24 protein-coding genes are annotated in these 26,966 nt (G+C 55.3%); 5 read left to right on the top strand and 19 right to left on the bottom strand.

Annotation, left to right across the window (positions count from 1 at the left end; all coding sequences use genetic code 11):
* Position 1: 1 nt before the first annotated feature.
* From ACL2XO_RS07165 to ACL2XO_RS07155, 3 genes are all read right to left on the bottom strand, one after another.
* A complete protein-coding gene (locus tag ACL2XO_RS07165) occupies positions 2-766 on the bottom strand; it encodes an SDR family NAD(P)-dependent oxidoreductase (RefSeq protein WP_413742453.1) in 765 nt (254 codons plus the stop codon).
* Positions 753-2,045, bottom strand: a complete 1,293-nt coding sequence (locus ACL2XO_RS07160) for an MFS transporter (RefSeq protein ID WP_132923107.1) — start codon at positions 2,043-2,045, stop codon at positions 753-755. The genes ACL2XO_RS07165 and ACL2XO_RS07160 overlap by 14 nt, the downstream gene beginning before the upstream one ends.
* An 82-nt stretch (positions 2,046-2,127) precedes the next feature.
* Positions 2,128-2,814, bottom strand: a complete 687-nt coding sequence (locus ACL2XO_RS07155; protein WP_203522570.1) for an RraA family protein — start codon at positions 2,812-2,814, stop codon at positions 2,128-2,130.
* 429 nt (positions 2,815-3,243) lie between these two features.
* Between ACL2XO_RS07155 and ACL2XO_RS07150 the strand changes: the two genes are divergently transcribed.
* The gene (locus ACL2XO_RS07150) at positions 3,244-3,984 is read left to right on the top strand and encodes a FadR/GntR family transcriptional regulator (RefSeq protein WP_413726753.1); all 741 of its coding nucleotides are present in this window, start codon (positions 3,244-3,246) and stop codon (positions 3,982-3,984) included.
* 385 nt (positions 3,985-4,369) lie between these two features.
* Here ACL2XO_RS07150 and larE read toward each other — a convergent pair whose 3' ends face one another.
* Genes larE through larB form a run of 3 tightly spaced genes read right to left on the bottom strand, consistent with a single transcriptional unit; the run spans position 4,370 to position 7,116 of the window.
* Positions 4,370-5,197, bottom strand: a complete 828-nt coding sequence (larE, locus tag ACL2XO_RS07145; RefSeq protein WP_413726752.1) for an ATP-dependent sacrificial sulfur transferase LarE — start codon at positions 5,195-5,197, stop codon at positions 4,370-4,372.
* Entirely contained in the window at positions 5,178-6,440 is a 1,263-nt protein-coding gene (larC, locus tag ACL2XO_RS07140; RefSeq protein ID WP_413726751.1) for a nickel pincer cofactor biosynthesis protein LarC, read from the bottom strand. Before larC ends, larE begins: the two co-directional genes overlap by 20 nt.
* Positions 6,421-7,116 (bottom strand): nickel pincer cofactor biosynthesis protein LarB, encoded by a 696-nt coding sequence (gene larB / locus ACL2XO_RS07135; RefSeq protein WP_132923113.1) that lies wholly within the window; start codon positions 7,114-7,116, stop codon positions 6,421-6,423. The genes larC and larB overlap by 20 nt, the downstream gene beginning before the upstream one ends.
* A gap of 370 nt (positions 7,117-7,486) precedes the next feature.
* Here larB and ACL2XO_RS07130 point away from each other — a divergent pair, with 370 nt between their 5' ends.
* Together ACL2XO_RS07130 and ACL2XO_RS07125 are read left to right on the top strand one after the other, a co-directional pair.
* Entirely contained in the window at positions 7,487-8,806 is a 1,320-nt protein-coding gene (locus tag ACL2XO_RS07130) for an MFS transporter (protein ID WP_203522582.1), read from the top strand.
* Positions 8,807-8,815: 9 nt separating this feature from the next.
* On the top strand, positions 8,816-10,120 hold the full coding sequence (locus ACL2XO_RS07125) for a lactate racemase domain-containing protein (protein WP_413742452.1): 1,305 nt from the start codon (positions 8,816-8,818) through the stop codon (positions 10,118-10,120).
* Positions 10,121-10,243: 123 nt separating this feature from the next.
* Here the strand turns inward: ACL2XO_RS07125 and ACL2XO_RS07120 are convergent, their stop codons facing one another.
* The 13 genes from ACL2XO_RS07120 to ACL2XO_RS07060 all read right to left on the bottom strand — a co-directional run bounded on the left by ACL2XO_RS07120 (position 10,244) and on the right by ACL2XO_RS07060 (position 22,645).
* Positions 10,244-11,386, bottom strand: a complete 1,143-nt coding sequence (locus ACL2XO_RS07120; protein ID WP_413742451.1) for a type II restriction endonuclease — start codon at positions 11,384-11,386, stop codon at positions 10,244-10,246.
* A 270-nt stretch (positions 11,387-11,656) separates the two neighbouring features.
* Positions 11,657-11,986, bottom strand: coding sequence for a type II toxin-antitoxin system RelE/ParE family toxin (locus ACL2XO_RS07115; protein WP_203522588.1), 330 nt, complete (start codon positions 11,984-11,986; stop codon positions 11,657-11,659).
* Positions 11,955-12,191 carry a ParD-like family protein gene (locus tag ACL2XO_RS07110; protein WP_132923117.1) on the bottom strand — a complete coding sequence of 79 codons (237 nt, stop codon included), beginning with the start codon at positions 12,189-12,191 and terminating at the stop codon, positions 11,955-11,957. The genes ACL2XO_RS07115 and ACL2XO_RS07110 overlap by 32 nt, the downstream gene beginning before the upstream one ends.
* Positions 12,192-12,732: 541 nt before the next feature.
* Positions 12,733-14,034 carry an MFS transporter gene (locus tag ACL2XO_RS07105; RefSeq protein WP_413726747.1) on the bottom strand — a complete coding sequence of 434 codons (1,302 nt, stop codon included), beginning with the start codon at positions 14,032-14,034 and terminating at the stop codon, positions 12,733-12,735.
* Positions 14,028-15,188, bottom strand: coding sequence for a mandelate racemase/muconate lactonizing enzyme family protein (locus ACL2XO_RS07100; protein ID WP_413742450.1), 1,161 nt, complete (start codon positions 15,186-15,188; stop codon positions 14,028-14,030). Before ACL2XO_RS07100 ends, ACL2XO_RS07105 begins: the two co-directional genes overlap by 7 nt.
* A gap of 388 nt (positions 15,189-15,576) precedes the next feature.
* A complete protein-coding gene (locus tag ACL2XO_RS07095; RefSeq protein WP_132923120.1) occupies positions 15,577-15,777 on the bottom strand; it encodes a hypothetical protein in 201 nt (66 codons plus the stop codon).
* 103 nt (positions 15,778-15,880) lie between these two features.
* Positions 15,881-16,792 (bottom strand): fructokinase, encoded by a 912-nt coding sequence (gene mak / locus ACL2XO_RS07090; protein ID WP_413742449.1) that lies wholly within the window; start codon positions 16,790-16,792, stop codon positions 15,881-15,883.
* An 83-nt stretch (positions 16,793-16,875) separates the two neighbouring features.
* Complete coding sequence (locus ACL2XO_RS07085; protein ID WP_132923122.1) at positions 16,876-17,910, bottom strand: ABC transporter permease; 1,035 nt, start codon at positions 17,908-17,910, stop codon at positions 16,876-16,878.
* Positions 17,907-18,926, bottom strand: a complete 1,020-nt coding sequence (locus ACL2XO_RS07080; RefSeq protein WP_132923123.1) for an ABC transporter permease — start codon at positions 18,924-18,926, stop codon at positions 17,907-17,909. The genes ACL2XO_RS07085 and ACL2XO_RS07080 overlap by 4 nt, the downstream gene beginning before the upstream one ends.
* A gap of 38 nt (positions 18,927-18,964) precedes the next feature.
* Positions 18,965-20,446 carry a sugar ABC transporter ATP-binding protein gene (locus ACL2XO_RS07075; RefSeq protein ID WP_413742448.1) on the bottom strand — a complete coding sequence of 494 codons (1,482 nt, stop codon included), beginning with the start codon at positions 20,444-20,446 and terminating at the stop codon, positions 18,965-18,967.
* Positions 20,447-20,507: 61 nt separating this feature from the next.
* Positions 20,508-21,500: an autoinducer 2 ABC transporter substrate-binding protein gene (locus ACL2XO_RS07070; RefSeq protein WP_132923125.1), complete on the bottom strand. Its 993-nt coding sequence runs from the start codon at positions 21,498-21,500 to the stop codon at positions 20,508-20,510.
* 67 nt (positions 21,501-21,567) lie between these two features.
* The gene (locus tag ACL2XO_RS07065; protein WP_132923126.1) at positions 21,568-22,041 is read right to left on the bottom strand and encodes a VOC family protein; all 474 of its coding nucleotides are present in this window, start codon (positions 22,039-22,041) and stop codon (positions 21,568-21,570) included.
* 31 nt (positions 22,042-22,072) lie between these two features.
* Positions 22,073-22,645, bottom strand: coding sequence for an SIS domain-containing protein (locus tag ACL2XO_RS07060; protein ID WP_132923127.1), 573 nt, complete (start codon positions 22,643-22,645; stop codon positions 22,073-22,075).
* A gap of 686 nt (positions 22,646-23,331) precedes the next feature.
* On the opposite strand from ACL2XO_RS07060, the gene ACL2XO_RS07055 reads away from it, so the two are divergent.
* Positions 23,332-24,447 carry a substrate-binding domain-containing protein gene (locus ACL2XO_RS07055; RefSeq protein WP_413742447.1) on the top strand — a complete coding sequence of 372 codons (1,116 nt, stop codon included), beginning with the start codon at positions 23,332-23,334 and terminating at the stop codon, positions 24,445-24,447.
* Between the two features lie 101 nt (positions 24,448-24,548).
* Positions 24,549-26,963 carry a phosphoketolase gene (locus ACL2XO_RS07050; RefSeq protein ID WP_413742446.1) on the top strand — a complete coding sequence of 805 codons (2,415 nt, stop codon included), beginning with the start codon at positions 24,549-24,551 and terminating at the stop codon, positions 26,961-26,963.
* Positions 26,964-26,966: the final 3 nt, after the last annotated feature.

Raw genomic sequence — 26,966 nt, 5'->3', positions numbered from 1 at the left:
ATCAAAAGCCGATCAGCGCCCCGCCGTCCACCACCAGGACGTGACCGCTGACAAACGCCGCGGCGTCGGAGGCCAGGTAAGTGGCGGCCCAGCCGATATCCTGCGGTTTGCCGAATTTTTTCATCGGCGTGCGGCCGAGAATTTTATTTTTCCGCTCATCATCCCCGGCGATAGCCTTGCGCAGCATCGGCGTGTCGATCCAGCCGGGGGCGATGCCGTTCACCCGGATCCCGGCGCCGGACAGCTCGGTGGCCAGGCTGTGTATAAGCCCGAGATAGGCGGATTTCGCCGCCGCGTAGCCGCTGACATAGGGCTGCCCCAGGAACGATGTCATGGAAGCGATGAACAGCACGCTGCCGCTGCCGTGCTGCTTCATATGCGGCACCAGGGCCTTGGTGAGGGCAAAGGCCCCGACCACATGCACATCCAGCACCGATTCGAATTCCGCCACCGTCATCTCTTCAATGGGCTTTTTGCAGTGGTTGCCGGCATTGTTCACCAGAATATCGATCTGCCCGTGGGTGGTGAGCAGATTGTCTACCCATCCCTGGGTCTTGCCGGTTTCACCGATATCAAACGACGCCCAGGCGGCCTCGGGACCGAGGTTTTGCGCCGCCTGGCGCGCGGCCTCGCCGTTGCGTCCGGCGACGATCACCTTTGCGCCGGCGGCGGTCATGCATTCCGCCATGGCATAACCGAGGCCGCTGGCCCCGCCGGTGATAAGGGCAGTTTTGCCGGCCAGTGAGAAGGCATTAGCGATTGTCATGGATAAGGCTCCCGTTAACGATTCCGCCGGGTATCGGCTTGACGAACAGCGCCACGCCTAACGCCCCCACCACGCCCACCGCCCCCGCCAGGATAAATGCCGCGATAAAGCTGCCGGTGTATTGCACGATTACGCCGGTCAGGATCGGCGCGATCATGCCCGAAGTGTTGGCCATCAGGTGGACAAACCCGCCCACGCCGCCGACCTTGTCCGGTGAAATATGCTCGGAAATGATGGACCAGGGCGCCGCGGCGGAGAAGTACATGAAAAAGATCCCCAGGGCCATCAGGCTGACCGCGCTGTTCACCGACGTCACGCTGCCGGCGAAACTTAAGCAGATTGCCGACAGGATCAGTCCCCCCACCAGCATGATTTTTCTCGAAAACAACAGGTTATGGGTTTTACGGAATATCCAGTCGGAGGTGGCGCCGCCAATGGCGATACCGACGCTGCCGATAAGCCACGGGATGGCGGAGGCGATGCTGATTTCCTTTATATTCAGGCCCCTTTCCATCGACAGATAGCTGGGGAACCAGGTCAAAAAGAAATACAGGATGTAATTGATGGAAAAAAACGCCAGCCCGGTAAACAGCACAATGGGCTGGGCGAGGTAGAAACGCAGAGGCAGCTTATGCCTGTCCCCTTGCCCGGCAAGGAGGGTTTGCTGTTCTTCATCGTATTCGGACACTTCCTGAGCGGAAGTATGGGGATTGGAATGGGGCCGGTCGGTAAAGGATCGCAGCCAGAAGAACGTCCAGACAAAACCCAGCACCATCAGGATGATAAATGAAATACGCCAGTTCCACATCACGGCGATGATACCAACGATAGGCCCGGCGATAGCCCCGCCCAGCGGGTTGCCGGCATTGGCGATCCCCACGGCCCGCGATCGCTGGCTCAGCGGCACCCAATTGCTGATGCATTTGTTAATGGTGGTGCTGATGGGCCCCTCGCTCATGCCGAACAGCAGGCGAACGACAAACAGCATGCCATATCCGAACGCCAGGCCGGTCAGTCCGCAAAACAGCGACCATGACACCATGGCGATGGCAAACACTTTTCTCGGACCGTATATATCCGACAGATGGCCGCCGACAAAATTAAACAGGGCATAGCCGAAGAAAAAGCTGCTGAGCATCACCCCCACTTCGGTGGGAGAAAGATGAAGGTGATCCTTGATATAGGGCATGGCAACCGAGAATGCCGCCCGGTCCAGATAATTCACGATGCCGGCGATAAATAACAAAAATAGGATCTTCGAATAGTGTTTTTTGAACATGCCTTTATCTCCTTAATACCGGGAATGCACTGTCCCCGGTATGCGGTGAACCCCAAGCGGATTGAGCGCGCCGACAATGGCGCTACATCACGCCGAATTTTTCAAATGCTTCCACGGTGCTCATACCGTCCTTAATGGCGCGGCGGACATCGCTTTCGGTATTGACCTTTTCCAGCGCCCGGGAAATGGCTTCCCCCTCGATTTCCCGCGGAATAATCAACAGGCCGTCGCGGTCGCCATACACGATATCCCCCGGTTTCACGGCGACGCCGTGAAATTCAATAGGCACCCGAAAGTCGATGACCTTGCCGCGCGGCCCCTGATCCTGCGCATAGGTGCCGTGGGAAAAGGTCGGCAGACCGAGTTCGAGAATCTCCGCCGAATCGCGGACAAAACCGTCCAGCACCGCCCCGGCGGCATGCAAATGCATGGCGCGCGTGGACATCAGGCCGCCCCACAGCGCATAGCGCAGTGAACTTCCGGTGGTGATATACACTTCATCTTCCTGCAAAGAGTCCAGCGCCTCGAACATGATGCCGAACGGCTTTTCACCGATGGCGGTGCGGCCGGAGGTGGAGCGCTGTTCATACACATCGGCTTCCAATACCGGCATGGCCCGCCCGGCCACCACCATATCCGGGTGCAGGGGTTTGATGGCCGGAGAAACGAACTGATGCAAATAGCCCAGGGTGTCGAGGATGTCCCCCACCACGGCGGTAAAAAGCCTGCTGCGCATCAGTTGAAACAGCTCTTTATCGTTTTTCCACATAACAATCATCCTGTGAGGTTGTCGGTAACGGTCATCTTGGAGAAGAGACAGGGAATATGGAGCTTAGAGGAAGGGTATATTTTGCCTTGAAACCTGTCAAACAGGTTTACAGGATCGTTAACATATTTGATAATATGATCACACTTTCTATTAACGTTAGCCGCAGGGCCGGTCCCTTTGCATAAGGTTAATGACCGTCCGCCTCGGGTGGCTGGTTTTTGGCGGGAATTTACCGGACAATAGGGCGCATTGACGGCGGGCGGGAAGAAAACGATGATATCTGGGTTTGACAACAAAGTGCCCGGTGGGAACAGGCTGCTTGAGTTCCGTGCATGTTGTCAGCAGTCTGATATCTGCACTGTTTGCGGTATTTATCACCGGACTGAACGGTATGACGCATACCGTTCATCAAGAGGGAATTGAATCGCCATGACCACTAAAAAGCTGCTGGAACATAATACGCTATCGAGCCAGGTGCAAAACTACATCCTGGAACTGATCCCTCGGGAAAATCTCACCGCCGGCATGGCGGTGCCCAGCGAGATGCAGATCATTCAGGATCTCGGCGTCAGCCGCGGTGTGGTGCGGGAATCATACCGATCCCTGTCGGCCCTGGGGGTACTGGAGATCAAAAGCGGCAAAGTGCCGCGCATCAAACACTTCGATGCCAGCGTATTGCAGCTTATCTTCGGCTTCGCTTCCGCCACGGAGCAGGTGACGGCGTCGCAAATCCTCTCGGTACGCCGCTGGCTGGAGATCGGCTGCGCCGAAATGGCGGCGGTTAACGGCACCGAGCAGGATTTCGCCTTACTGCAGCAGGAAATGCGGCTGATTCGCGAGAATTTCCACAATACCGAAAGCTTTGTGGAGCATGACATCCACTTCCACCTGGTGCTTTCCCAGGCCTCGAAAAACCCGCTGTTCATGATTTTGCTGCAGGCCCTGCACGCCCAGCTGAAACAGTCCGTCTATGCCGGTCTGGAGGCGCAAAAAGAGCATTTGCAATATGAACAGCGCATCGTTGAGCTGCATCAGAAGATTTGCGACTTCGTCTGCGCCCGGGACGCCGAGAACGCCAAAAAAGCCATGATGGAGCACTTCGATACCGCAGTGAACTCACTGATTGAGCAGGGCAGCGAAATGAATGGCAAAAGCATTACATCGGTGTGAATACGGAGCGATTTACCCATCCTGTCTGGTCGGTCTGTGCCGAAATAAGGGAAGGCGGGATAATGCCTTTTCGTTGACGAGGCTTGCTTTTAAAACCCATGACAGCAACTATTGATCTCAAATTTTCATAATTTTGAGATGAACGGTGAAAATCAAACTTCCCCCCAACCCCCTACGCATTACGGATTCGGCGCCTGTGCAATTGCTCATCGCCATAAACACAGCACAGGCCGTTGATGGAGAGTGACGTTATTTGCCTTGGGACATGCTGCGCCGTTGATCAAAAAGACCTGCTCTGCCATCGACCGGTTAACATCGTCGGCAGGCAAATGAGTCCCAACCGCTATTTGGCGTTTTACAACTCGGTTCCTCGCCCCAGAACCCGCTATTTTGCCGCACCGTCTCCCATCTCCGTCACCAGTATCCGGTTCATACTGCCGCTCTGGTAACCCCCCAGATCCATCGCTACCCATTTGAAGCCCAGTTCCCGCAGCCGCCGGGATACGGCGTCGTGTTGAATCAGTAACAACGGCATGGCGTCCGGCTCCACCTCCACACGGGCCATTTCACCGTGGACCCTCACCCTGACCTGGCGGATACCCAGCGACCGGATGTAACGCTCCGATTCCTCGATACGCCGCAGCTTGACCAGGGTTATCTCCTCGCCGTAAACCACCCGCGACGACAGGCAGGCATAGGAGGGCTTATCCCAGTTGGACAGCCCCAGGTGCAGGGCCAGTTCGCGAATCTCCGCTTTATACAAATCCGCTTCCTGCAGCGGCGCCCGCACCCGGTACTCCTGCGCCGCCTTGACGCCGGGACGGTGTTCTCCCATATCATCGGCAATCAGGCCGAAGGCGAGATGATGGTAACCTTGCCGCTCCATCAGCGGCAGTATGTTCACAAAGAGATTCTTTTTACAGAAATAACAGCGATTGGGGGTATTTTCCGCATAACCGGCGATGGCCAGCTCGGAGGTGGCGATGACTTCATGACGGGCGTCCAGCTCGGCGGCCAGCCGTTGCGCCGCCCGCAGCTCTTCCCTTGGGTAGGTTTCGCTGTCGGCGGTGACCGCCAGCACCCTGTCCCGCCCCAGTGTATCCAGCGCCACTTTCAGCAGCAGGGTGCTGTCCACGCCGCCGGAAAAGGCAATCACCACGTCGCCCAGCGCCTGCAGGGATTGCTTTAACACGTCATATTTTTGTTCCAGCATCTTGGACTCCTTGGGTGGTCTTCAGGCAAGCGTCCGCCCAGTCGGCATTGGCCGATTGCCGGACCGCGTCCCATACCTGGTCAAACGGCACCCGGTGGTTTTTGGCCGCCTGCCGCACCTGTTCATATTCCGGGGCAATGTGATAAACCCGCCGGCCGCGAAAGCCGATCTTCACCGCGATATCGCCATAGGGTGTGGCAACCTGTTCCATACGCCGTTGTAAAATAAGCCGGCTGTGGCGGGTTTGGCGCACGCCGAAGGTGGAGGTTTCCAGCAGCAGTATCTCTTCCAGCGCGGCGCTGTCCTCTGGCCGGCACAGCACCGTCACCAGGGTGCCGGGGCGGTTTTTCTTCATGTAGACCGGCGTGTAATAGACATCCAAAGCCTGCTGCTCAAACAGCCGTTCCATGACGTAACCGAGATTCTCGCCGCTGATATCGTCCACTTCGCACTGCAGCGTCAACACCGTTTCACGCTCCGGCCGGCTATCCGCGCTCTCGCAAACCATTACCCGCAGGATGTTGGGATGGCTGAACCGCTTTTTACCGGCGCCATAGCCGATAGCCCTGACGGTGACCGCCGGCAGGCCCCGGAACTCGGCCGCCAGGGCATTGAGAAACGCCGCCCCGGTGGGAGTGGTCAGTTCCCCTTCCACCGGAAAATCCGCCAGGGGAATACCCAGCAGCAGCTCGGCGGTGGCCGGGGCCGGGATAGGATAACAGCCATGGGCCATCTGCTTTTTACCGCCGCCCACCGCCACCGGAGAGGCGATGATACGGTCAATATCCAGGCTTTCCAACGCCAGGCAAACGCCGATGATATCGATAATGGAGTCCATCGCCCCCACTTCGTGGAAATGCACCTCACCCGGCGGGATACCGTGGATTTTCCCTTCGGCCCGGGCAAGTACGCTGAAAACCGCCGCTGCCCGCTGTTTTACCCGCGGCGGCAGCGAACTGCTTTCAATCATCGACAATATGGCGGCGGCCCGACGGTGATGGAGATGCCGCGCGGGCGCGGCCAAAGGCGCCGGTCCGGCATCGGCCAGCGGGAAGAAAAGCTGCAGGGTTTTCGCCTCGATGCCGTGCTGGTTAACCGGCGAGACCCCCAGCACAAAGGGATCCACCGGCAGGCCGTTCAAGTGCCTGATGACATAGTCGAGATCCGCCCCGGCGCCGACAAGGGCGCAGAGCATCATATCCCCGGCAATACCGTACTGGCAGTCAAGATAGAGCAGCGGCATGTGGGGCCCCTTCATTCACCAGCCTCATGATCTGCGCCGCCTGGTAAGCGGCGCCGAAACCGTTATCGATATTCACCACGCTGACGCCGGCGGCGCACGACGTCAGCATGGTCAGCAACGGCGTCACCCCCTGGAAATGCGCGCCATAACCCACCGAAGTGGGCACGGCTATCACCGGGCTGCCGGTCAAGCCGCCCACCACGCTTGGCAACGCCCCTTCCATGCCGGCCACCACAATCAGCACGCTGGCCCGGGCGATTTCGTCGCGGTAGGCCAATAGCCGGTCGATGCCCGCGACGCCCACATCGTAGCGGCGGCGGACCCGGCACCCCATCCATTCGGCGGTGAGCGCCGCCTCTTCCGCCACCGGCAGATCCGAGGTTCCGGCGCACAGCACCATCACTTCTCCGGCAAAGCGGGCTTTGGCGCCTCCCTGGCACAGAATGCGCGCCCCGGCGTCGTAGCGGGCCTCAGGAAAGGCCGCCATTACCTGCGCCGCCTTGCCTGGTCCAAGCCGTGTCACCATGGCCTTACCATGATGACTTAGCAAGCGATCAAAGATACCGGCTATCTGCGCAACGGTTTTGCCCTGACCAAAAATCACCTCGGGGAAACCGGTCCGGCTCTCGCGCTGGACATCCACTTTGCAATAACCCAAGTCTTCAAACGTATTCATGTCGGCTCACTCGGTGCTTTTTGTGATTAGTTTCGCAATTCAAGAAAACAGCGGACGCTAACGCCACAACCTGTTTGACAGGATTACAGGTTATTCATAATCTCGTTAACAGACAAGACATCTTTCATTAAAAAACGATTATCAATGAGAGGCAGTTCACAAAAACCACAGCGGGTTATTGGTGGTTAATAAATCACAACCGCGGCGGTTTGAAGCGGGCTTAAGAAATCCAAACAGTTTTAATGAAAACCATAGACAAAATGATGTTAGCGAAGTGGACGCACTGAAAAACAGACAGTCAGTCCCTTGGAGTATGGCGAGTCAATATAACAACTTCAGCTGCGAACCAAACACAATGAGAGGCAATGCTATGCTCAATGATCCGCACGTGATTCCCAATAAAAGATGGGTAAGGATCCTGCCGCCGATTCTTCTGGTTTATATCGTTGCCCTGATGGATCGGGTGAATATTGGTTTCGCCATCGCCGGCGGCATGGATAAAGATCTGGGTTTATCAACCACCTTTGCCGGACTGGTGGCGGGTATTTTCTTTATCGGCTATCTGCTGCTGCAAATACCCGGCGGGCTGATTGCCGCCGGGGGCAGCGCTAAAAAATTCATCGCCTATACCATTGTCGGCTGGGGCGCCACCTCGATTCTGATGGGCTTTGTGGAAAAAGACTGGCAGGTGCTGACGCTGCGCTTCATTTTGGGGGTGGCGGAAGGCGGTGTCTTTCCGGCGCTGCTGATCATTATCTCCAACTGGTTTCCCAACGCCGAACGCGCCCGGGCCAACGCGATATTTATCGGCGGTATTGTCTTTATCGCCAACTTTATCAACGGTCCCATTGCCGGCTGGATTATCAGCCGCTGGAGCTGGCGGGAACTGTTTATTATCGAAGGGGTGATGTCGCTGTTATTGCTGTTTATCTGGTTCCCGATTATCAGCAACCGGCCGGATGACGCCGATTGGATAAGCGAAGAAGAGCGTAGTTATATCAACAACAAAATCAGAGAAGAGCAGGAAGCAAGTATTCATACCGGCTCGCTGATGGAAATTTTAAAACAAAACAGCCTATGGAAACTGGTAGTCATTTATTTTTGCTACCAGACCGGTATATATGGCTTCAGCTTCTGGCTGCCGACGATGATTAAAAACCTCACCACCATGGGCATCGGCGCGGTGGGATTCTTATCCACATTACCTTATGTCGCCATGCTTATCGGCACCTATGCTATTTCGTCGCTGTCGGATAAAAGAAACAACCGGAAATTTTTCATCGCGCTATCCCTATTCGGATTTGCGCTGTTTTTAATCTGTTCGGCGCAATTCAGCCATTATATCTGGGTATCATTTACCTTTCTGGTGCTGTGCGGGCTGTTTTATGAATCTGCTTCCAGCGTATTTTGGACCATACCGCCGGTGCTGTTTCCCCATCATCTGGCCGGCGGCGCGCGCGGCGTGATTAACGCCCTGGGTAATCTGGGGGGATTTGTCGGCCCGTTCATGATTGGCTGGATGACTTCTCAATACAGCCTTTCCACCGGCATTTATTGCCTGGCGGGTATATTGCTGGTGGGATTTCTCACCACACTGACCCTGCCGGGGCACCTTACCCACCCAAAGTCACCTGAAGCCGCCGCCGGGTTGCCTAAAGCGACAAATACCAGCCGTGAAACCGGAGCATAAGGTCAGGCCATGTTTGAGAATACCGACATAAAACTGCAGGACGGCTTTGATATGGCGTGGCCGAGACTGCATCGGGTAAAACAGAAATTCAACCCCCAGCGGGTAGAGAACATTCCAGCCAAGGTGGCGGCGGAATTTGCCAAACCCGCCGTGAGCGCCAAAATCCGGCCGGGGATGCGGGTGGCGCTTACCGCGGGTAGCCGGGGCATCGCCAATTTGCGGGAAATTATTACCGCCGTGGTGCACGAAGTAAAACAACGGGGCGGGAGTCCCTTTGTGGTCCCCGCCATGGGCAGCCACGGCGGCGCCACCGCCGAAGGCCAGCGCCAGGTCATCGCCGGCTTCGGCATTACTGAAGGTAACGTCGGCTGTCCCGTTGTCTCCTCCATGGATACGGTGGAATTGGGACAATTGGAAAACGGCCTGCGGATCTGGTTTGATAAAAATGCCTATGAAAGCGATGCGGTAATCGCCATCGGGCGCGTCAAGCCCCATACCGACTTCAAGGGTCCGGTGGAAAGCGGCATCCAGAAAATGATGGTTATCGGCCTGGGCAAGCACATAGGCGCCAGCTCCATACACCGCCATGAAATACCCTCGTTCGGCCAGTTGATGCCCATTGCCGCGAAACTGGTGATGGAAAAGGCCCCGATAGCCATCGGCATCGGCCTGGTGGAAAACGCCTATGACCAAACCTGCGAAATCGTCGCGCTGCCGGTGGAGGATATCGCGGCGGAAGAACCGGCGATCCTGGCACGGGCCAAGACCCGATTGCCAAAACTGCTGCTAAAGAGTATAGACGTGCTGGTGGTGGAGCGGTTCGGCAAAGAGGTCAGCGGCGCCGGCATGGATCCCAATGTCACCGGCCGGAATTCAACCAATGTGAAAGAGGGATTTGTCGCGCCCCCCATCCAGAAAATCTGGGTGCGCGACCTGACGGACGAGTCCCATGGCAATGCCGCCTGTATCAACAATGCCGATATCATTACCAGTAACTTTTTCAATAAAATCGACTTCTCGGCGTTTTACACCAATGTCATTACCTCCTCCAATCTCAACGCCGGCAAGCTGCCGCTAATCCTGCCCAACGATCGCATCGCGCTGGCGGTAGCCATTAAGACCTGTAATCGCATTGAATTTGACCGGGCCAAGGTGGTGTGGATCAAAGACACCCTCCATCTGGAATATATCTATGTTTCCGCATCCTGCCTGGACGAACTGAAAAAGCGCGATGACGTGGAGATAACCGGTGAAACGGTGGAATTAAGCTTTAACGACCGGGATGAGGTGAATACGCGGTTTGATTTTGGCTAATATAGCTACGGGGGATTCTTGCCCCCCCGTAAGGGGATGCGATTTTGCGGCTATTGTCTTTATTTGCCGCACCGATGGGCATTGGCGGAATCGATTGCAAGATAATCATTAGAGAACAGGATGTTATAGCAAGCATTTGGAAATGGCGTACATGCCTTTGATCCCTTGCCCGAAACGCGCCAGCGCCTGGCGATTCTCCGCCAATTCGCCATAGGTCAGGTAGCGCACCCGCAGATCCGCCACCCGGCTGAACGCCGGACGGCGCAGCTGCGCCAGCACTTCCGCCTCGCGATTGTCGGGCGCCACCAGGAAAAGGCCTTCGCTGGCCTGGGTATCTCCGCTCAGGGCCAAATCCAGCATGCGCACGATCCCGGAATAGATCGAGGTGGTATGCTCCACTTCAAAAGCCGCCATCACCCGCTGCCGCCCTGCGTCAAGCCAAAGTACGTCGATGAGGCGGATAGCATCGGCGGCCGGGGAAGCGATAATATCCGGCGGCAGCTGTTCCAGGCAGCCTTGTCCCAGCACACCGCCGTCGTAAGCGCGGCGGCGATCGTTGGCGGCAATCCAGACGCTGTAGCCCAAGGCCAGCCCCAAATCGCGCAGCCAGCCCTGGATTTCGGTATGGGTACGGTCATTGTCACCGGCCTGTTGCCGCGCTTTTGCCATGGCGGCGCCCTCCGCCCGCACCTGTGCCAAATCCGCCGCCCACCGCTCCCGAGCCCCCAGGTCATCAGCCCTGGGCGGTGCGGGATATCGCTCATTGCCCAGATCGAACAGTAGCCCGGCCATGGCGCCGAGATCGTTGGATAACAAAGGGCCGTAGCGATGGTTAAGGGCCATGATGCCCTGCCGCATGGCAAGATATTCCGTCCATTTGCCAAGTTTCACATTGGCGCCGGTCAGCGCGTTGTAGCCTTTGACGATAGCGGTATTAAACGGCGGCATAAGCGTAGGGTGCAGAAAATACAGCAGATTAGCCACCGCCGGTCCCAGCCCTTTGATCCCTAGCCTGTCGATATCATGGATAGCGTGGATAATTTGCTCAGCGTGGATACAGCCGGCGCAGGAAAACAGCAGATGCCCAAACGCCCGTTGATTGCCGGGATTTTCATAAATATCGGGAATGCGCAGCTTCGGCTTCCATAAAAAAGCGTGATCGGCGCCTTTGAAGATCTGGCGCTGTTCGGCAATGGAATGCACGATGGTCTCAAGCGAAGAACCTCGATACAGATTGCCGAAGGTACCGGCTTCAATTTCCGACACCACCAGGGCAATCCCGCGGCGGATGGAGCGGAAATTCTAGATGCGCTCCGGCCATAAAAACCAGCTCTGATAGGTACCGGCCGGATCGCCGCGCCAGCGTTCTATCAATTGCCTCATCGCCGCTTCATCTACTTGCATTTTCCGAACGTGCTCCCTGGCAAACGATAGGCAAGTTTACCGCCAAACGGGCCAGGTTGTCCTTAATATTAATAGGGTTAAATACCTGCTGATTTATACGCTACGCCAAACTCTGCAACCCGAAGGCCGGCGTTATTCAATAAGCTTAAGATCGGCTTTACGATGAATTTTTTGCTCCAGGTAAAAATTTTCATGAGTACCAAAACTCAGCAGGTAGAGTTCCAGCCGGTTCTCAATCCAGCTATACCCGATTAGCATCAATTGGTTGTTCAATGAAAACTTATGTACCTGCAGGAAGCGCAAATCCCCTTTTTTCTGTTCGCCGAGGGAAGGATCGGCGATGATGGCGTCAATCTCGTCCTCAACGGCTGCGAGCACATCCCTGGGCAGCTTTGCCAGGGCCTTCGAGAAACGGCGCGTCTCGTATACATCAATCCTTCGACCGGCTTGTCCTTCTGGCATAGCGGGATACCTTATTGTTTTTAACTTCACTCTGCGCTAACAGCGTCTCAAGAATAAAACCATAGGGCAGATCCGGGTTTTCTTCGGCAATACGCCCTATTTTGGCCCAATGCTCAATTTGCTTGGGTATGCTTCGGCTTGCCGCTTCAGCATGAACCTTGATGTCGCTAACAAATTCATCGTCTAAACGTACACTGATTGACATGTCGGGAGCCTCTTTCGTAATAGATTATTGACTGCATCCGGGGAACGCAAACTTCAGATGACAGAGTTCGATCCGCGTCGCAACGTCTCATAACGCTAAAATGCCACATTAGGTCGCGTTATGCAACCTATTGCGGCATTTTTTGCCCTTACAGCCTTGTCATTCAGACTATGGGCCGACCGCCAACCGACTTAACTGAAGCTCAAAGCGTACCTGTTAAAGGGAGACCGCGGCAATGGGGTCGAAGCGGCCATTGTCGGCCGCGGAGCGCCCCATGCCACGGTAAGCCCGCTATCACCGAAGCTCAAAGCAAACCTGTTAAAGGGAGACCGCGGCAATGGGGTCGAAGCGGCCATTGTCGGCCGCGGAGCGCCCCATGCCACGGTAAGCCCGCTACCACCGAAGCTCAATGCGGACCTGTTAAAGGGAGACCGCGGCAATGGGGTCGAAGCGGCCATTGCCGGCCGCGGAGCGCCCCATGCCACGGTAGGCCCGCTACCACCGAAGCTCAAAGCGAACCTGTTAAAGGGAGAGCAACAGCTCAGGCCGCCTGCAACCTGATACTGTCCACCTTACGCTGACGCACGAACAGCAGCATCACCACAATACCCGCCACCGCCAGTATACTGGACAGAATAAACGCCGACCGGTAGCCGCCGCCGTACTGGATCAGAAATCCCGTAATGCTCGGCGACAGAATTCCCGCCAGGTTAGCCAGCAAATGCACAAAGCCGCCGGCGGAGCCGATACGGGAGGCCGGAACAATATCCTGCAGCAGCGACCAACAAGCCTGAGGCGTCATGTAGGCAAAAAGGCTGGCCACGGTAATCAGCGTCACCGCCGACCCAAGCGTCGCCGCATAGGCGGTCATCAGCACGCACACCGCGGCAATGGCCAGACCGAAGATAATCACCAGCTTGCGCGACAGCAGGAAGTTACCGGTTTTCTTGAATATGCCGTCACACACCACGCCGCCGCCGACAAAACCGAGCGTCGCCCCCAGCCAGGGCAATACGCCGATGATGCTCATGCTTTTGATATCCAGATGCTGATAATCCGTCAGGTAGCTGGGCAGCCACGAAAGGAAAAAGAACTGGATATAATTGAAACAGAAAAAGGCCGCCGCCACGCCCAGCACCGGCATCGATAACACATAAAACAAAATACCGTGCTTTTTCTGCCGCGACAGGTCGGCGGGCAGCACCGGCGCGGCCGGATTCGCCGGGCGGTCGGCGGTAATAAGCGCCACTTCCTCGGCGGAAACCCGGCGATGCAGTTCAGGCCGATCGCGAAAGAAAATCAGCCAGCAGCCCAGCCAGATAAACCCCAGCAGGGCAATAACCAGAAATGAAATGCGCCAACCGAAGTTAAGCCCCACCAGGCCGACGATGGGCGCCGAGATAGCCGCGCCCAGCGGCTGGCCGGCATTGGTAAAACCCACCGCCCGCCCTACTTCCTTACGGGGAAACCAATTTGAAATGGATTTATTGGTGGTGGTGCCCATGGGGCCTTCGCCGATGCCGAACAGAATACGCACGAACATCAGATAGCCAAAACCGGTGGCAAGCGCCGTGGCGCCGCAGAAAAATGACCAGACGCCGGCCGCCCAGGCATAAACCCGCCGCGGGCCGAATTTATCCGCGCCCCATCCGCCGACAAAACAGAACAGGCAGTAGCCCACAAAAAAGAAGCTAAACAGAATGCCCATTTGCGCATCATCGATGTGCAAATCCTTTTTTATCAACGGCGCCATCACCGACAGCGCCGACCGGTCCAGATAATTCAGCATACCGGCGAAAAACAGCAACAGCGCCACCACCAAGCGATATTTATGTTTTAGCATGAGGTCATCTCCGACGAGAGGGTTCGATGGGCAATGCGATAACGGCGCAGAATATCTTCAGCAGGCCGGAAACCCAAACCCGGCGTATCGGCCAGACGCAGGCGCGGCCGGAAATCCAGTTCGGCATACAGCGGTTCAGGCCATTGCAGATAAGGCACTTCCAGCGCAACGTCTTCCGGCAGGGTAGCCACCAGATGCGCGGTGGCCATCAGGGCCGCACCGTAATAAAAACAGTGCGGCACCACTTTTACCCGATACTGCTGCGCCAGACGGTAAACCTCCAGCGCGGCGCTGATGCCGCCTATTTTCGCCACGCTGGGCTGGGCTACGCTTACGGCGCCGGCTTCAAACAGTTGCCTGAAACCCTCCACCCCCTGGGCATTTTCCCCGGCGGCCACCGGGGTCCCGCAGGCCTTTACCGCCGCCAGCCCGGCCAAATCATCCGGCGGCCATACCGGCTCTTCCAGCCAGGCCAGTCCCAGTTCGTTGAGCGACCGGGCTTGCCGGCACGCTTCCTCTACCGTCCACGGGCAATTAACGTCCACCATTAACCGCGCATCGGCCGGCAGCGCATCACGGGCCGCCGCAATGGCCCGGTACTCGGTTTCATGGAGTTTGATGGACCGAAAGCCTTGGCCGTAAGCGCGCATGGCATGGGCAGCCACCTGAGCGGGATCGTTGCCATAGCTCACCAGACTGGCATAGACGCCAATCTCCCGGCGCGGCGCCCCGAGCAATTGCCAGAGCGGCATCCCCGCCGCCTGGGCGCAAAGATCCCACAGCGCGATATCCAGGGCCGATAGGGCAAATTGCACCGGTCCGCTGCGTCCAAAGGCGTGGAAAGCGCGTTGCGCCCGATCCATCAGCTGCCCTACTCCCTCCGGCGTGTCCGCAAAGGTTTGTCCAAGGAAAAACCGCCCCACCGGCCCCTCCAGCGCGGCAAAGGTCACCGGGTTGGAAAGATGGCCGAAACCCTCGCCCCATCCTTGCAAACCATTGTCCGCCGTCAGCCGCACCAGCAGGGTTTCCATACGGGTCAGCTCCGGGGAGGCGGCGTTATAGGCATCCTCCGCCGAACCCTTTTGCCGGTCGCTGCTTCTACCGGAAGTAAAAGGCATCGCCAGGCGCATCACTTCAATGTCGGTAATTTTCATCACGGGTGCCTCATGTAGAGAACCTTCGGGCAGTCATGCATCGCTGGTTTGCAAAGGTCTTCAACAGGGTTTTATATCAATAATGTTAAAGCATTGTCACATGAGTGATTATAGAGGGCGGATGTGCCGGCGACACCGGTCAAGGGCACAGCATTAAAGCGGGCGCAGGCAATTTCTTTGTGCAAATGTATGAGATGAAGAGAGCTAAATCACGAAAATAGCGGAGGGTTTCCGGCAGGAAAAAAATGGCTATCGGCTATAAGACAATGACGGGATGTTTGGGGAAAACCGGGCCGTAGGGACCCGGCATCAAAGCCTGAAACCGGGCGACGAATCGGCCCGGATTCAACGTTACACAAGACGCAAAGGCGTTATCGGTTGCCCGTGATTACTCATCCCGGTGATTATTATGGGCATCCTGGCTCTCTTTGGCGGCCGCCCTGGCTTTATCCGCCATGGCATTCTCCTGTTCCGGCGTCAGCAGCGCGTCCGCTTCAAGTATTTTGGCCAGGCCTTCGCTGACGGTCACATCTTCGGGTTTTTGGTCCGGTTTTTGGTCCGCTGGCGCGGGATTATTTGGGGTTGTCATAAAACGCTGCTCCCTATACTTATCATGATGAGGTAAGCATAGCCCTAATTATGCTAATGGCTTTAGTTATTATCGCCCTTATCGCACAAGCGAGACCGCGCCATCAGCCCATTAATTTAGGCAGCCAGGCCGCTCCCCGCACCCCGCTTGAGTCGCCGTGTTTCGCTTTACGGATGGGGGTGGAGAATTCCCCGCCGAAAATCCACTGCGGCATCAGCGTCGGCAGGGTGGAATATAATCGATCCACATTGCTCATACCGCCTCCCAGCACGATGACCCCCGGGTCGATGATATTCACGACCCCGGCCAGCGCCTTGGCCAGCCGCATTTCATACTGCTGCAACGCTTGCCCGGCGGCTGCGTCGCCTGCCTCGGCCAGGCGGGCTATCTCATCTCCCGGCAGGGATTTGCCGCTGATGCGCCGATAGGCGGTGGCAAAACCGGTACCGGAGATAAAGGTTTCATTGCACCCCACCTTGCCGCAGTAGCAGGGCACCTCACGCTGATACACCTGTTCCACCTCGTCGGGCCAGGGTAAAGGATTATGTCCCCATTCGCCGGCAATACCGCTGCTTCCCTGATAAACGCGGGTATTGATGGCCAAGCCCCCGCCGCAGCCGGTGCCGATAATCACCGCGAATACGATTTCCACCCCGGCCCCGGCGCCATCGGTGGCTTCTGAAATCGCCAGGCAGTTGGCGTCATTGGCGACCTTGAACGGGCGTTGCAGCAGCGCGGCTAAATCCTGCTCGAAAAAGCGGCCGTTCAGCCATACCGAATTGGCGTTTTTGATTTTTCCGGTTAACTGCGAGACCGTACCGGGAATACCGATGCCGATGGTGCCCTGCTGTCCCGTCTCCCGCTCCGCCAGTAAAATGAGATCGCGAATGGCGATAAGTGTTTGATCATAATCATTACGCGGCGTCGGCACCCGGTGCCGGTACAATTCCCGCCCATCCGCGTCAAGAGCGATGACTTCCGTTTTAGTGCCGCCCAAATCAATACCGATATACATAGGATAAGCCTTTATTTTTAAATGCCGTATGCAGCAAATGTTGACGATGCGCCGGGACAGCGACAACCGGCTCCATGCCGGCGCTAAACCCGGCGACGCTGTTTCATTTGCCGGTTGATAGCGGAAAAAAGCCCGCGGCACAGCACGATAATAATAATGATACCGCCCCAGGTTGCCGTGATCATGAACGGATCCAGGCGCATCAGATTCAGGCCGCTGGAAATCAATTGCAAAATGATGACCGCCAGCACAACCCCCGACACCCGGCCGAAACCGCCAAACGGGCTGACCTTGCCGAGAAACGCCGCCAATACCGCCACCAGCAGGTAGGAATCGGCATAGCTGGCCTTGACCGAGTTCAGCTGGCCAATCATCACCAGCGCGGTAAGGGCGGCGAAACAGGACGACAGCACATACTGAATAACCGTAACCTTGACGATGCTGATATTGGAAAAACGGGCCGCCACCGGATTGGAACCCATCATATAAAGGTTAAAACCAAAGCGGGTTTTGTTCAGGATGACCGACGCGACAATGGCGGCGGCCACAAACAGGAACAGGGAATTGGGCACGCCGAAACTCTGGCCGTTGCCGATATTCACCAACCCCGCCGGAAAGCCGGTAATGGTGTAGCCTTTGGTGAAAACCACGTTCAAGCCGGAAATCAGGGTCATGGTGCCAAGGGTCACCAAAATATCCGGGATCTTCAGCAAGGCAATCAGTAAACCGTTTATCACCCCCACCAGCACGCAGGCCGCCAGCCCCAGCGCAATCGCCAGGGCGATCATTTCCCCCGACGCCAGCTTCATGCCTTGGGGAGCGAACGATTGCAAAAACAGCGCGATCACGATGCCGTTCAGATTGGTGGTGGCGATAATCGACAGGTTAATCCCCCCCGACAGCATGGATATCATCATCCCCAGGGACAAAAAACCGACGATGGGCAGCTGATACGCCATGGAGCTGAAATTCTGCACGCTTAAAAACTTGGCGCCGTTAAGGCTATACATCAACAGGAATACCGCCGCCAACACCAGATATAGCGAGGCGTTTTCGCGGATAATCGGCGGCAACGGCGCTCTGCCCGGTTGCTTTTTATCGACTGCTATCGCTTTCATGAGGGCTCCTTGATATCCACCAGCACCCGCACGCGGGAACGCCGTTGTCTGATAACCTGCACAGCATTAACGGCGACGCTGAATAAAATCACCAGGCCGGTGAACACGTTGTAGTAATAGGGGGATATTTTCATGAGGGTCAGGCTGTTGCTGAGAATGGAGAACAACAGCACTCCCAGCAGGGTCCCCGCTACGCTGCCGCGGCCGCCGGTAACCGAAGCCCCGCCCAGGACCACGGCGGCAATCACCTGCAGTTCCGAACCGACGATGGAATTGGGAATGACGGTTTGCACAATCGACACCTGGACAATACTGGCAAAGCCGGAAATGGCGCCCACCAGGGTATAGATAAACAGCGTGGTTTTTTTAAGGTTGAACCCCACTCGTTCCGCCGAAACGGGATTGCCGCCGATGGCATACACGCTGCGCCCCAGCACGGTATGGCGCAGGAATAAATGCATGCCCAGCGCCAGCAGGAACCACAGGCAGGTGACAAAACTGATCCCGTACAATGCGCCGTTGGCGGCATGCATCGGAAAAATTTTCAGCTCAGCCAACCCCAGGAACGACGGCGGAATATCATAAATCAGATCGCCCTGGGTCACGACGTATAACAGGCCGTAGAACAGGCTGTTGGTGGCGATGGTGACAATGATCGCGGTAATCTTGAAATAATAAATGATCACGCCGTTCAGCGACCCCATCACCCCACCGATTATGATGCTGCACAATATCGCCAGATAGATGTTATCCAGATTGGCCTGCAGGAAGTAATAGACCACGGCGTATTGCACCACCTGGGCGATGGCGGTGAAAGAAACGTCGAATCCGCCGGAAATCAACACCAGCAGAACACCCAGGGCGAAAATGCCCAATACCGTGTTTGCCTTGAGTAAATCTGCAATATTATCCAGCGACATAAATGCCGGATTGATATAGGTAATGGCAATGGAGAATACTATAATCAGCAAGAGCAGCAGCCACTCCCGCGATTTGAACATTTTGGTCATATCCATAATAAAATAACCTCACCCGCTTTTTTACACCGACGACATCAGACGTTTTCCATTTCGTGCTGCAATGTTTCATTATCAATGGCATCGGTGGCATATTCCTTACCGAAACGGCCCCGGTTCATCATGATAATCCGGTCGCAATTGGCCAATAGCTCGGGCAGTTCGTCGGAAATAAACACAATCCCCATGCCCTCGGCGGCCTTCTCTTTCACCGTTTGGTAGATATAGCTTTTTGCCCCCACGTCTATACCCACCGTCGGGCTGTCCAGGATGAAAATCCGCGGATGGGTGGCGAGCCATTTCGCCAGCACCACCTTCTGCTGGTTACCGCCGGAAAGCATTCTGATCTCTTTATCCATATTGTCATACTTCACCTGCATGCCTTTGAGCAGGCCGCTCACCGCACGGCGCATCTTGCCGCCGTCCAGCAGTCCCAACGGGTTAAGATAGGATTTCAATGAGCAGAGCGCGGCGTTGGCGGCGATGCTTTGCTGCATCACCAGCCCCTGCAGTAATCTGTCCTCCGGCACGTAAGCGATGCCGTTGGCCACGGCGGTGCCGACGCTCCCGATGACCACCGGACGGTTTTCAATAAAGATTTCGCCGCTTTGCGCCGGTTCTATGCCAAACAGCGCCAGGGCAAGTTCGGTACGGCCGGCGCCCAATAATCCGGCGATGCCCAGCACTTCGCCTTTATGCAAATCAAAACTGATATCCTGAAAGCTGTTTTTTTTACACAGGCCGCGCACCCTGAGCAGCACCTCGTCCGTAGCATGGGTTTGCCGCGGGGGATAGGTCAGTTCATAACCCAGCATCAAGGCTTCGATTTTTGCCGTTGTGGCTTCGCCGCCGTCCACCGTGTCGATTAATTTGCCGTCGCGCATCACGGTAATGCGATCGCAGATTTCCAGTAGTTCATTAAGCTTGTGGCTGATAAAAATAAACGATATGCCCTGCGTGCGCAGACGGTTGAGGATGGTGAAGAGATGCTTGATTTCGGTACGGGTCAACGCCGTGGTGGGCTCATCCAGAATAATCAGCCGTGAGTCATTAATCAGCGCGCGGGCAATGGCCACCAGCTGCTGCTTGGCGATGGGTAAATCATCCACATCCGCCTCCAGATCGAGGCTGATGCCCAATTGCTGGATAATCGTTCCGACCTTGTCTTTATAGGCCGATGAAAACACGAGTGATTGATTGTCATTCACCATTTGACTGATATAAATATTTTCCAATACCGTCAGATTGGGAAACAGCGACAGATCCTGATAGATGATGCCGATACCTTGCTTTACCGCTTCAATGGCGGAATATTTATCCATTTGGCGGCCGTTGATCCGCAGGGTGCCGCGATGGAAATCCAGCACGCCGGCGATGATTTTCATCAAGGTGGATTTACCGCAGCCGTTTTCACCCACCAATCCATGAATTTCCCCGACATTGATGTCGAAACTGACATCATTCAGGGCGGTCACCCCGTCAAAGGTCTTGGTAATATGTTCAGCGGCAAGAAATTGCATTGTAGGGTCCTCCGGCGGCAGACAGGGGCACGGCGCAGTCCGCCCCTGTCCAGGCGTCCGATTAAAAATCGTATTTGCTGTAGTTGTCTTTGGTCACGGTGAGCGGTTTATCAAAAATAATGTTTTTACCGTTGATATCCGGTTTGCCGATGCCGGGGATTTCCAGTCCGTTTTTAATCTGATCGCGCTTGCCTTCAGCGATCATTTTGGCGATATAGGTCATGGAATACGCGGCATCGCCCGGGCTCCACAAAATCAGCTCGGTCAGCGAACCGTCTTTCAGGAATGACGCTCCTTCTTTCGGCGAGGTGGTGCCCATGACGGTCAATTTACCCACCAGGCCCTTCTCCCGCAGCGCCTGCGCCGCCCCCGGCCCACCCTGGCTGCCGAATGAAATTACGCCTTTCAGATCGGGATAGGTGGAGAGCAGTTCCAGGGTCTTCTGACGCGAGGCGTTGCGATCCTCGCTGACGGGGAAACGCTCGGCCACCAGCTTCAGATTGGGGTATTTCGCCTTCGCTTCTTTTATCGCCGCATCCGCCCAGATATTGTGGGCGGGCACCGTTAACGAACCGACATAAATGGCGTATTCGCCGCTGCCGTTCACATGCTGGGCGAACTGATCCAGCATGTATTTGCCGAATTTTTCGTTTTCGATCATTTCCACGTCAAAATCGGCGTTAGGCTGGTTCACCGACTCATGGGTAATGACCACGATGCCTTTATCATGGGCGCGGGCGAAAACCGGCTCACAGGAGCTGGCGTTATTCGGCACCACCAGTACCGCGTTAACCCCCTGGCTGATGGAGTCTTCAATAATACGGACCTGTTGCGCTTCATCCGGGGACGCGGGCGCCTGCTGGTAAACATTGACGCCGAAATCCTTGCCGGCTTTTTTTAACCCTTTTTCATAATCGTTAAACCAGGCGGAACGTAATTTCGGAATACCGACCATGGTTAATTGCTGCTCGCCCGCGGCGTTGGCGATCATAGGATAGGTATTGATGGCGGCGCCAAGCAGCAGGCACAGCGCAATTGCGTTGAGTTTTTTCATGTTTATTCCTCATGACTGACAATATGCTCTTTATCCTCAATACTACGAGTTGCAAGCGACGGGTATATCAGGCGGGATACCGGCTTTCCGGTTCAGGTATGGCACCGGCGTTGCCTAATTCGATCACCGCGCCCTGGAACCGCTCTTCGGTATCAAGATAATAAAAAACATCGTCACCGATATTGCCGCTTTGTACCACCTGGTAGCCGCGTTTTTCATAATCGGCTATCGCCTGTCGGCAATCTTTAAAATAAAGCTTCAAATGATGCAAACCGTAACCATGCTTTTCGATATACTCATCATAGATGCTATATCCGCTTACAGGCTGCATTAATTCCATTTGAACACCGTTTACCCAGCATACGGCGATTTTATAAACATGCTCCGCCGGCTTACCGCGATAAAGTGAATTTTTGATATTATGCGGTCCATAGGTGTATATATCCCATGGACCGATATTACATACATGATAATAATGCTCAATTGCATCATCCAGATTGGATACCAGATGTGCGATTTGTATTATGTCACCATCTTTCATAATCGGGCCTTTTGGCTAAATAAAATCAACGTTAGGCAAATTTATGCGGCAACCCTTCAAGATTGGTATGGCGCTTTTTCATCTCGTCGAGGGAAATACCGGTTTTTTCAATCAACAGCATGGTAATAATATCAACAAACAAAAAGAGCGATTGTTCCAGCAGGGACGACATGGGCTGAATGGATGCCACTTCCTCAGCGCCGCCAAAAATCTGGCCCGGTACCCGCACCGTTAAATCGGCATAACCGCCATGTTCGTTTTCCGGATGCGCGGTGAGTAAAGCGATGCGGGCGCCGGCTTCCTTAGCCAGCTTGATGATATTGAGTTCGACATTGGTGACCCCGCAGTGGACGATAAGCAGGTCCCCCTCCCCGATGCAGGGGGTGGTGGTGTCATAAACCACATAACTGTCGAATCCCATATGCTTCAGCCGCATGGCAAAAGCGCGAACGGAAAGTTGCATTCTACCCATAGCATACAACTGAATCGTTTTTGCTTTACATATTTCATCCATCAACTGGCTAATTTCATTTTCATCAACCGCCAGCAGCGTCGTTTTGTTTTCAGCTATTACCTGTTCAACGAGGTTCTTGTAGGTGTACATCAAAAAAATCCTCAGTTTTAGTTTAATCGGCATTGATGATTTACTTTTACATATCAAAAAATTTGTAAACTAATTTAGTTGATATGTGCATACAACATACGATAAATTTGTAGCGTAACTATCGATACCGATCACATTTTTTTTGCAAATTTGTTAAAAAAAAGCACCGTTTTGTCATTAAAGTGATCGCACTCACATTAATTATCCGAAAGAATTACAGCCCCTCCAGTATCTCCACAGCAGCGCTGTTGTAACGCCGCAGGGTAAAAAAAGCCGTCTAAACTCCCCCATCGGGAAGAGGACTCGGGGACGCGTTGCCGCTTGGCAGCGACTTGCCAAAGGTTGTCGGATGGGGCAGAATCGCCGCTGGGATCAATTCATTGAAGTCAATACCGTAAGGGCGAGGGATTAAGATTGTGACGCCACTCGTGATAAAGAAAAAAATCTTTATTTAGTGTGCTCGGTACGGGTTTATTTTTATCTCCTGCACGATAATCACAATGGCGGCAGCGGCCTCGGACGGTATAAATCTTGACCAAATAACGCGCTTGATTTTACAACTTTTATCATTTATGGTGTTTTTAAAATATTGTCGGGTGCTGGTTATTTCGTGTCGGTGTTATTTCCCGGCCCACGGATAATTTTGAATTGCTTAATTACTTTTAGAATGGGCGAAAAAAATCATCATGGCAAAAAGAGGTAAACTTGACGCGGTATTCTTGACGATAAAACAGCGTATCCTTGATGGGATCTACGAAGAAGATCAACGTTTACCATCGGAAAAAATTTTATGTGATGAATTTTCCGTCTCCCGGCCCACAATATCCAAAGCCTTGGCTAAATTAAGAGAACTGGGATTGATCAGCAGTACTCAGGGCTCAGGTCATTATGTCTGCGTTCAGCGTCAGGAATCTCCCCTTGCGCCGCAAGAACTGATCCTCGGTATATTATCTCCTCGCCTTGAGGCCAATGAAAGCGGCTTTCTCTTCGAACAAATTTTCAAGTCCATGGCGTCATTATCGCAGCAATTCAATTTTTCCCTGGTCTGGAACGGTGTGGTCACCATGGGATCGGAGGCCAGTAAACAAAAAATCATCGAGATCATTGAAAAAATCATCGATCGCTATATCAAAAATAACGTGCACGGAATATTTTTCATTCCCATTGAATTTCACCCCTTTGCGGATGAGATCAACAACCTGATTCTGCATAAATTATCGCAATACAATATCAAGGTGGTCCTGGTGGACAGCGATTTTGCCGCTTATCCGGATAAAAGCGCCTACGACCTGGTGGGTATCGACAATATCGCCGCCGGTTATGAAGTGACGCGCCATTTGCTGCAAAATAAAACGCGGCGCGTTGATTTTCTTTGTGAAAACTACTCGGCTCATACGGTCTCCATGCGCATTATGGGATATAGGCTGGCATTGCTGGAAGCCGCACTGCCCGCCGTAGCGGAGTGGGTGCATGAGGGCGCCGTGGGGGATAAAAAGTTTATTAACCGTATACTCGATTCCGGCGCCACCGATATTGTTTGCGCCAACGATTTCACCGCCATGAAGCTGTTATCAGTCTGCACTCAAATCAACCGCAAAGTGAACGTTGTCGGCTTTGATGATAACGAATATTCGGCTTTGCTCGGCATCCCCCTGACCACCTATAAACAACCCTTCGGCGATATCGCGGAAAACGCCATTTTCCTGATGCTTAACCGTCTACAGTTTCCGCAGACGGCCCCCCGCCATTTGCAGCTCCGCGGCGAACTGATTATCCGTTCTTCCTGCGGAACGCTTCTCTGATTCATCACTGACTGTCCGCCCGCGCGCCCTCCCCCAGGCATAGCGGAAGATACCGGTCTAGACTTGAGCTATGTCTTATCAAGTCTGCCGAGGAGGCTCCGATGCATACCACCGCCGCAGAAACCGTTTCCTCCACCCCCGATGCCCGAGAACTGGCGCTTATGGATCGCTATTGGCGGGCGGCCAATTACCTGTCGGTGGGACAAATCTATCTGATGGACAATCCCCTGCTCCGCCGGCCGCTGCTGCCCGAACATATCAAGCCTCGCCTGCTCGGCCACTGGGGTACTACGCCCGGACTCAATTTTATCTATACCCATCTCAATCGCATCATCCGCCATCGCGATGCGGAAATTATCTTTATTTGCGGGCCGGGGCACGGCGGGCCCGGGATGGTAGCCAATACCTGGCTTGAGGGCACCTATAGCGAAATTTATCCGGCCGTCGGTGCGGACGCCGAGGGGATGCGCAAACTGTTCCGGCAATTCTCGTTCCCGGGCGGCATCCCGAGCCACGCGGCGGCGGAGACGCCCGGTTCCATCAATGAAGGCGGCGAACTGGGCTATTCTCTGGTGCACGCCTACGGCGCGGTGTTCGATAACCCAAGCCTAATCGCCGCCTGTGTTATCGGCGACGGTGAAGCGGAAACCGGCCCGTTGGCCGCCAGCTGGCACGCCAACAAATTCATTAATCCGGCCCGCGACGGCGCCGTGCTGCCCATTCTGCACCTTAACGGCTACAAAATAGCCAACCCCACCCTGCTGGCGCGTTGCAGCGATGGCGACCTGCGGCAACTGTTCGGGGGTTATGGCTATCGGCCGATTTTTGTCGAAGGGGATGAACCCCTGGATATGCACCGTAAAATGATTGCCGCTTTTGATCTGGCCTTCGACGCTATCCACGAAATACAACGGGATGCCGCCGCCGGCGGTGCGCCGAAACATGAGGTGCCCCATTGGCCGCTGATCGTATTTCGCAGCCCGAAGGGCTGGACCGGCCCGAAAGAAGTGGACGGCAAAAAAGTGGAAGGCTTCTGGCGCGCCCACCAGGTTCCGGTGGCGGGCTGCCGCGAGAACGACGCCCACCGGAAAATACTGGAGGACTGGCTGCGCAGTTACCACCCTGAAGAACTGTTCGACGCCGAGGGCAGGCTGCAGGACGACCTGCGTCAGTTGGCCCCCGCCGGCGCCCGGCGCATGGGGGCTAATCCTCATGCCAACGGGGGACTGCTGCGCAAGGCCCTGCGCACGCCGGCCATCGACGACTATCAGGTGGCGGTAAGCCGGCGGGGTGGAATCCAGGCGGAATCCACCAAAATTTTCAGTGAATATTTGCGGGATATTTTCAGGCTGAATGCGGATAACGCCAATTTTCGCCTGTTCGGCCCGGACGAGACGGCGTCAAACCGGCTGAGCTCGGTTTTTGAAGCCACCCATCGGGTTTGGATGGAGGAGGTAAAACCTTACGACGAGCAGTTGGCAACGGACGGCCGCGTGATGGAAGTCCTGAGCGAGCATCTTTGCCAGGGCTGGCTGGAGGGCTATCTGCTTACCGGTCGCCACGGCGTGTTTACCTGTTACGAAGCCTTTATCCATATCGTCGACTCCATGTTCAACCAGCATGCCAAGTGGCTGAAGGTATCCCGTGCTTTGCCATGGCGCCGGCCCATATCGTCCCTGAATTATCTCTTGTCGTCCCATGTCTGGCGGCAGGATCACAACGGGTATAGCCACCAGGATCCGGGATTTATGGATCTGGTGGCCAACAAGAAAGCCGATATCGTGCGCATTTATCTTCCGCCGGACGCCAATACCCTGCTGTGGGTGGGCGATCACTGTCTGAACACCTACGATCGCATCAATGTCATTGTGGCGGGCAAACAGCCGGAACCGCAGTGGCTGCCTCTGGATGAAGCGGTCAAGCACTGCGAGTCGGGCATGGGCATCTGGCGCTGGGCGGGCAACGAAGACGGCCGCACGCCGCCGGATGTGGTGATGGCCTGCGCCGGGGATGTCCCCACCATGGAAACGCTGGCGGCGGTGGAACTGCTGCGCCGCCATGTGCCGGCCCTGCGCATCCGGGTGGTCAACGTGGTGGACCTGCTGGCGCTGCAATCACCGGAAAGCCATCCCCACGGCCGCCCCGATAACGTCTTCGATGCGCTGTTTACCCCCGACCGGCCGGTGATATTCGCTTTTCACGGTTATCCGGTCCTGATCCATCGCCTGACCTATCAACGCAAAAACCATGACAATATCCACGTACATGGTTTCATGGAAGAAGGCACCACCACTACGCCGTTTGATATGGCTGTGCTTAATCAGCTGGACAGATTTCACCTGGCCATCTCCGCCATTGAGCGGGTGCCGGGGCTGAAAGCGCAACAACCGGCCGCCGCCGCCCTGGCCCTGTTCCGTGCCAAGCTGGATGAGCATTATCATTATGTGCGGGAACACGGCGACGACCTGCCGGAAGTGCGGGATTGGCAGTGGCAAGAAATCCACCGGCCGGTGTGAACC

It is taken from the genome of Sodalis sp. RH15 (assembly GCF_047324255.1).
GTDB classification, from domain to species: Bacteria; Pseudomonadota; Gammaproteobacteria; order Enterobacterales; family Enterobacteriaceae; genus Acerihabitans; species Acerihabitans ligni.
Note: the sequence above shows the minus strand (reverse complement) of the source record. Positions and strands in the feature narration are given on the sequence as shown.

Bases quoted from the DNA above. Each gene is read 5' to 3' on its own strand.
- ACL2XO_RS07165 (WP_413742453.1), bottom strand. From the start codon at position 766: ATGACAATCGCTAATGCCTTCTCACTGGCCGGCAAAACTGCCCTTATC.
- ACL2XO_RS07160 (WP_132923107.1), bottom strand. From the start codon at position 2,045: ATGTTCAAAAAACACTATTCGAAGATCCTATTTTTGTTATTTATCGCC.
- ACL2XO_RS07155 (WP_203522570.1), bottom strand. From the start codon at position 2,814: ATGTGGAAAAACGATAAAGAGCTGTTTCAACTGATGCGCAGCAGGCTT.
- ACL2XO_RS07150 (WP_413726753.1), top strand. From the start codon at position 3,244: ATGACCACTAAAAAGCTGCTGGAACATAATACGCTATCGAGCCAGGTG.
- larE (WP_413726752.1), bottom strand. From the start codon at position 5,197: ATGCTGGAACAAAAATATGACGTGTTAAAGCAATCCCTGCAGGCGCTG.
- larC (WP_413726751.1), bottom strand. From the start codon at position 6,440: ATGCCGCTGCTCTATCTTGACTGCCAGTACGGTATTGCCGGGGATATG.
- larB (WP_132923113.1), bottom strand. From the start codon at position 7,116: ATGAATACGTTTGAAGACTTGGGTTATTGCAAAGTGGATGTCCAGCGC.
- ACL2XO_RS07130 (WP_203522582.1), top strand. From the start codon at position 7,487: ATGCTCAATGATCCGCACGTGATTCCCAATAAAAGATGGGTAAGGATC.
- ACL2XO_RS07125 (WP_413742452.1), top strand. From the start codon at position 8,816: ATGTTTGAGAATACCGACATAAAACTGCAGGACGGCTTTGATATGGCG.
- ACL2XO_RS07115 (WP_203522588.1), bottom strand. From the start codon at position 11,986: ATGCCAGAAGGACAAGCCGGTCGAAGGATTGATGTATACGAGACGCGC.
- ACL2XO_RS07110 (WP_132923117.1), bottom strand. From the start codon at position 12,191: ATGTCAATCAGTGTACGTTTAGACGATGAATTTGTTAGCGACATCAAG.
- ACL2XO_RS07105 (WP_413726747.1), bottom strand. From the start codon at position 14,034: ATGCTAAAACATAAATATCGCTTGGTGGTGGCGCTGTTGCTGTTTTTC.
- ACL2XO_RS07100 (WP_413742450.1), bottom strand. From the start codon at position 15,188: ATGAAAATTACCGACATTGAAGTGATGCGCCTGGCGATGCCTTTTACT.
- ACL2XO_RS07095 (WP_132923120.1), bottom strand. From the start codon at position 15,777: ATGACAACCCCAAATAATCCCGCGCCAGCGGACCAAAAACCGGACCAA.
- mak (WP_413742449.1), bottom strand. From the start codon at position 16,792: ATGTATATCGGTATTGATTTGGGCGGCACTAAAACGGAAGTCATCGCT.
- ACL2XO_RS07085 (WP_132923122.1), bottom strand. From the start codon at position 17,910: ATGAAAGCGATAGCAGTCGATAAAAAGCAACCGGGCAGAGCGCCGTTG.
- ACL2XO_RS07080 (WP_132923123.1), bottom strand. From the start codon at position 18,926: ATGGATATGACCAAAATGTTCAAATCGCGGGAGTGGCTGCTGCTCTTG.
- ACL2XO_RS07075 (WP_413742448.1), bottom strand. From the start codon at position 20,446: ATGCAATTTCTTGCCGCTGAACATATTACCAAGACCTTTGACGGGGTG.
- ACL2XO_RS07070 (WP_132923125.1), bottom strand. From the start codon at position 21,500: ATGAAAAAACTCAACGCAATTGCGCTGTGCCTGCTGCTTGGCGCCGCC.
- ACL2XO_RS07065 (WP_132923126.1), bottom strand. From the start codon at position 22,041: ATGAAAGATGGTGACATAATACAAATCGCACATCTGGTATCCAATCTG.
- ACL2XO_RS07060 (WP_132923127.1), bottom strand. From the start codon at position 22,645: ATGTACACCTACAAGAACCTCGTTGAACAGGTAATAGCTGAAAACAAA.
- ACL2XO_RS07055 (WP_413742447.1), top strand. From the start codon at position 23,332: ATGGCAAAAAGAGGTAAACTTGACGCGGTATTCTTGACGATAAAACAG.
- ACL2XO_RS07050 (WP_413742446.1), top strand. From the start codon at position 24,549: ATGCATACCACCGCCGCAGAAACCGTTTCCTCCACCCCCGATGCCCGA.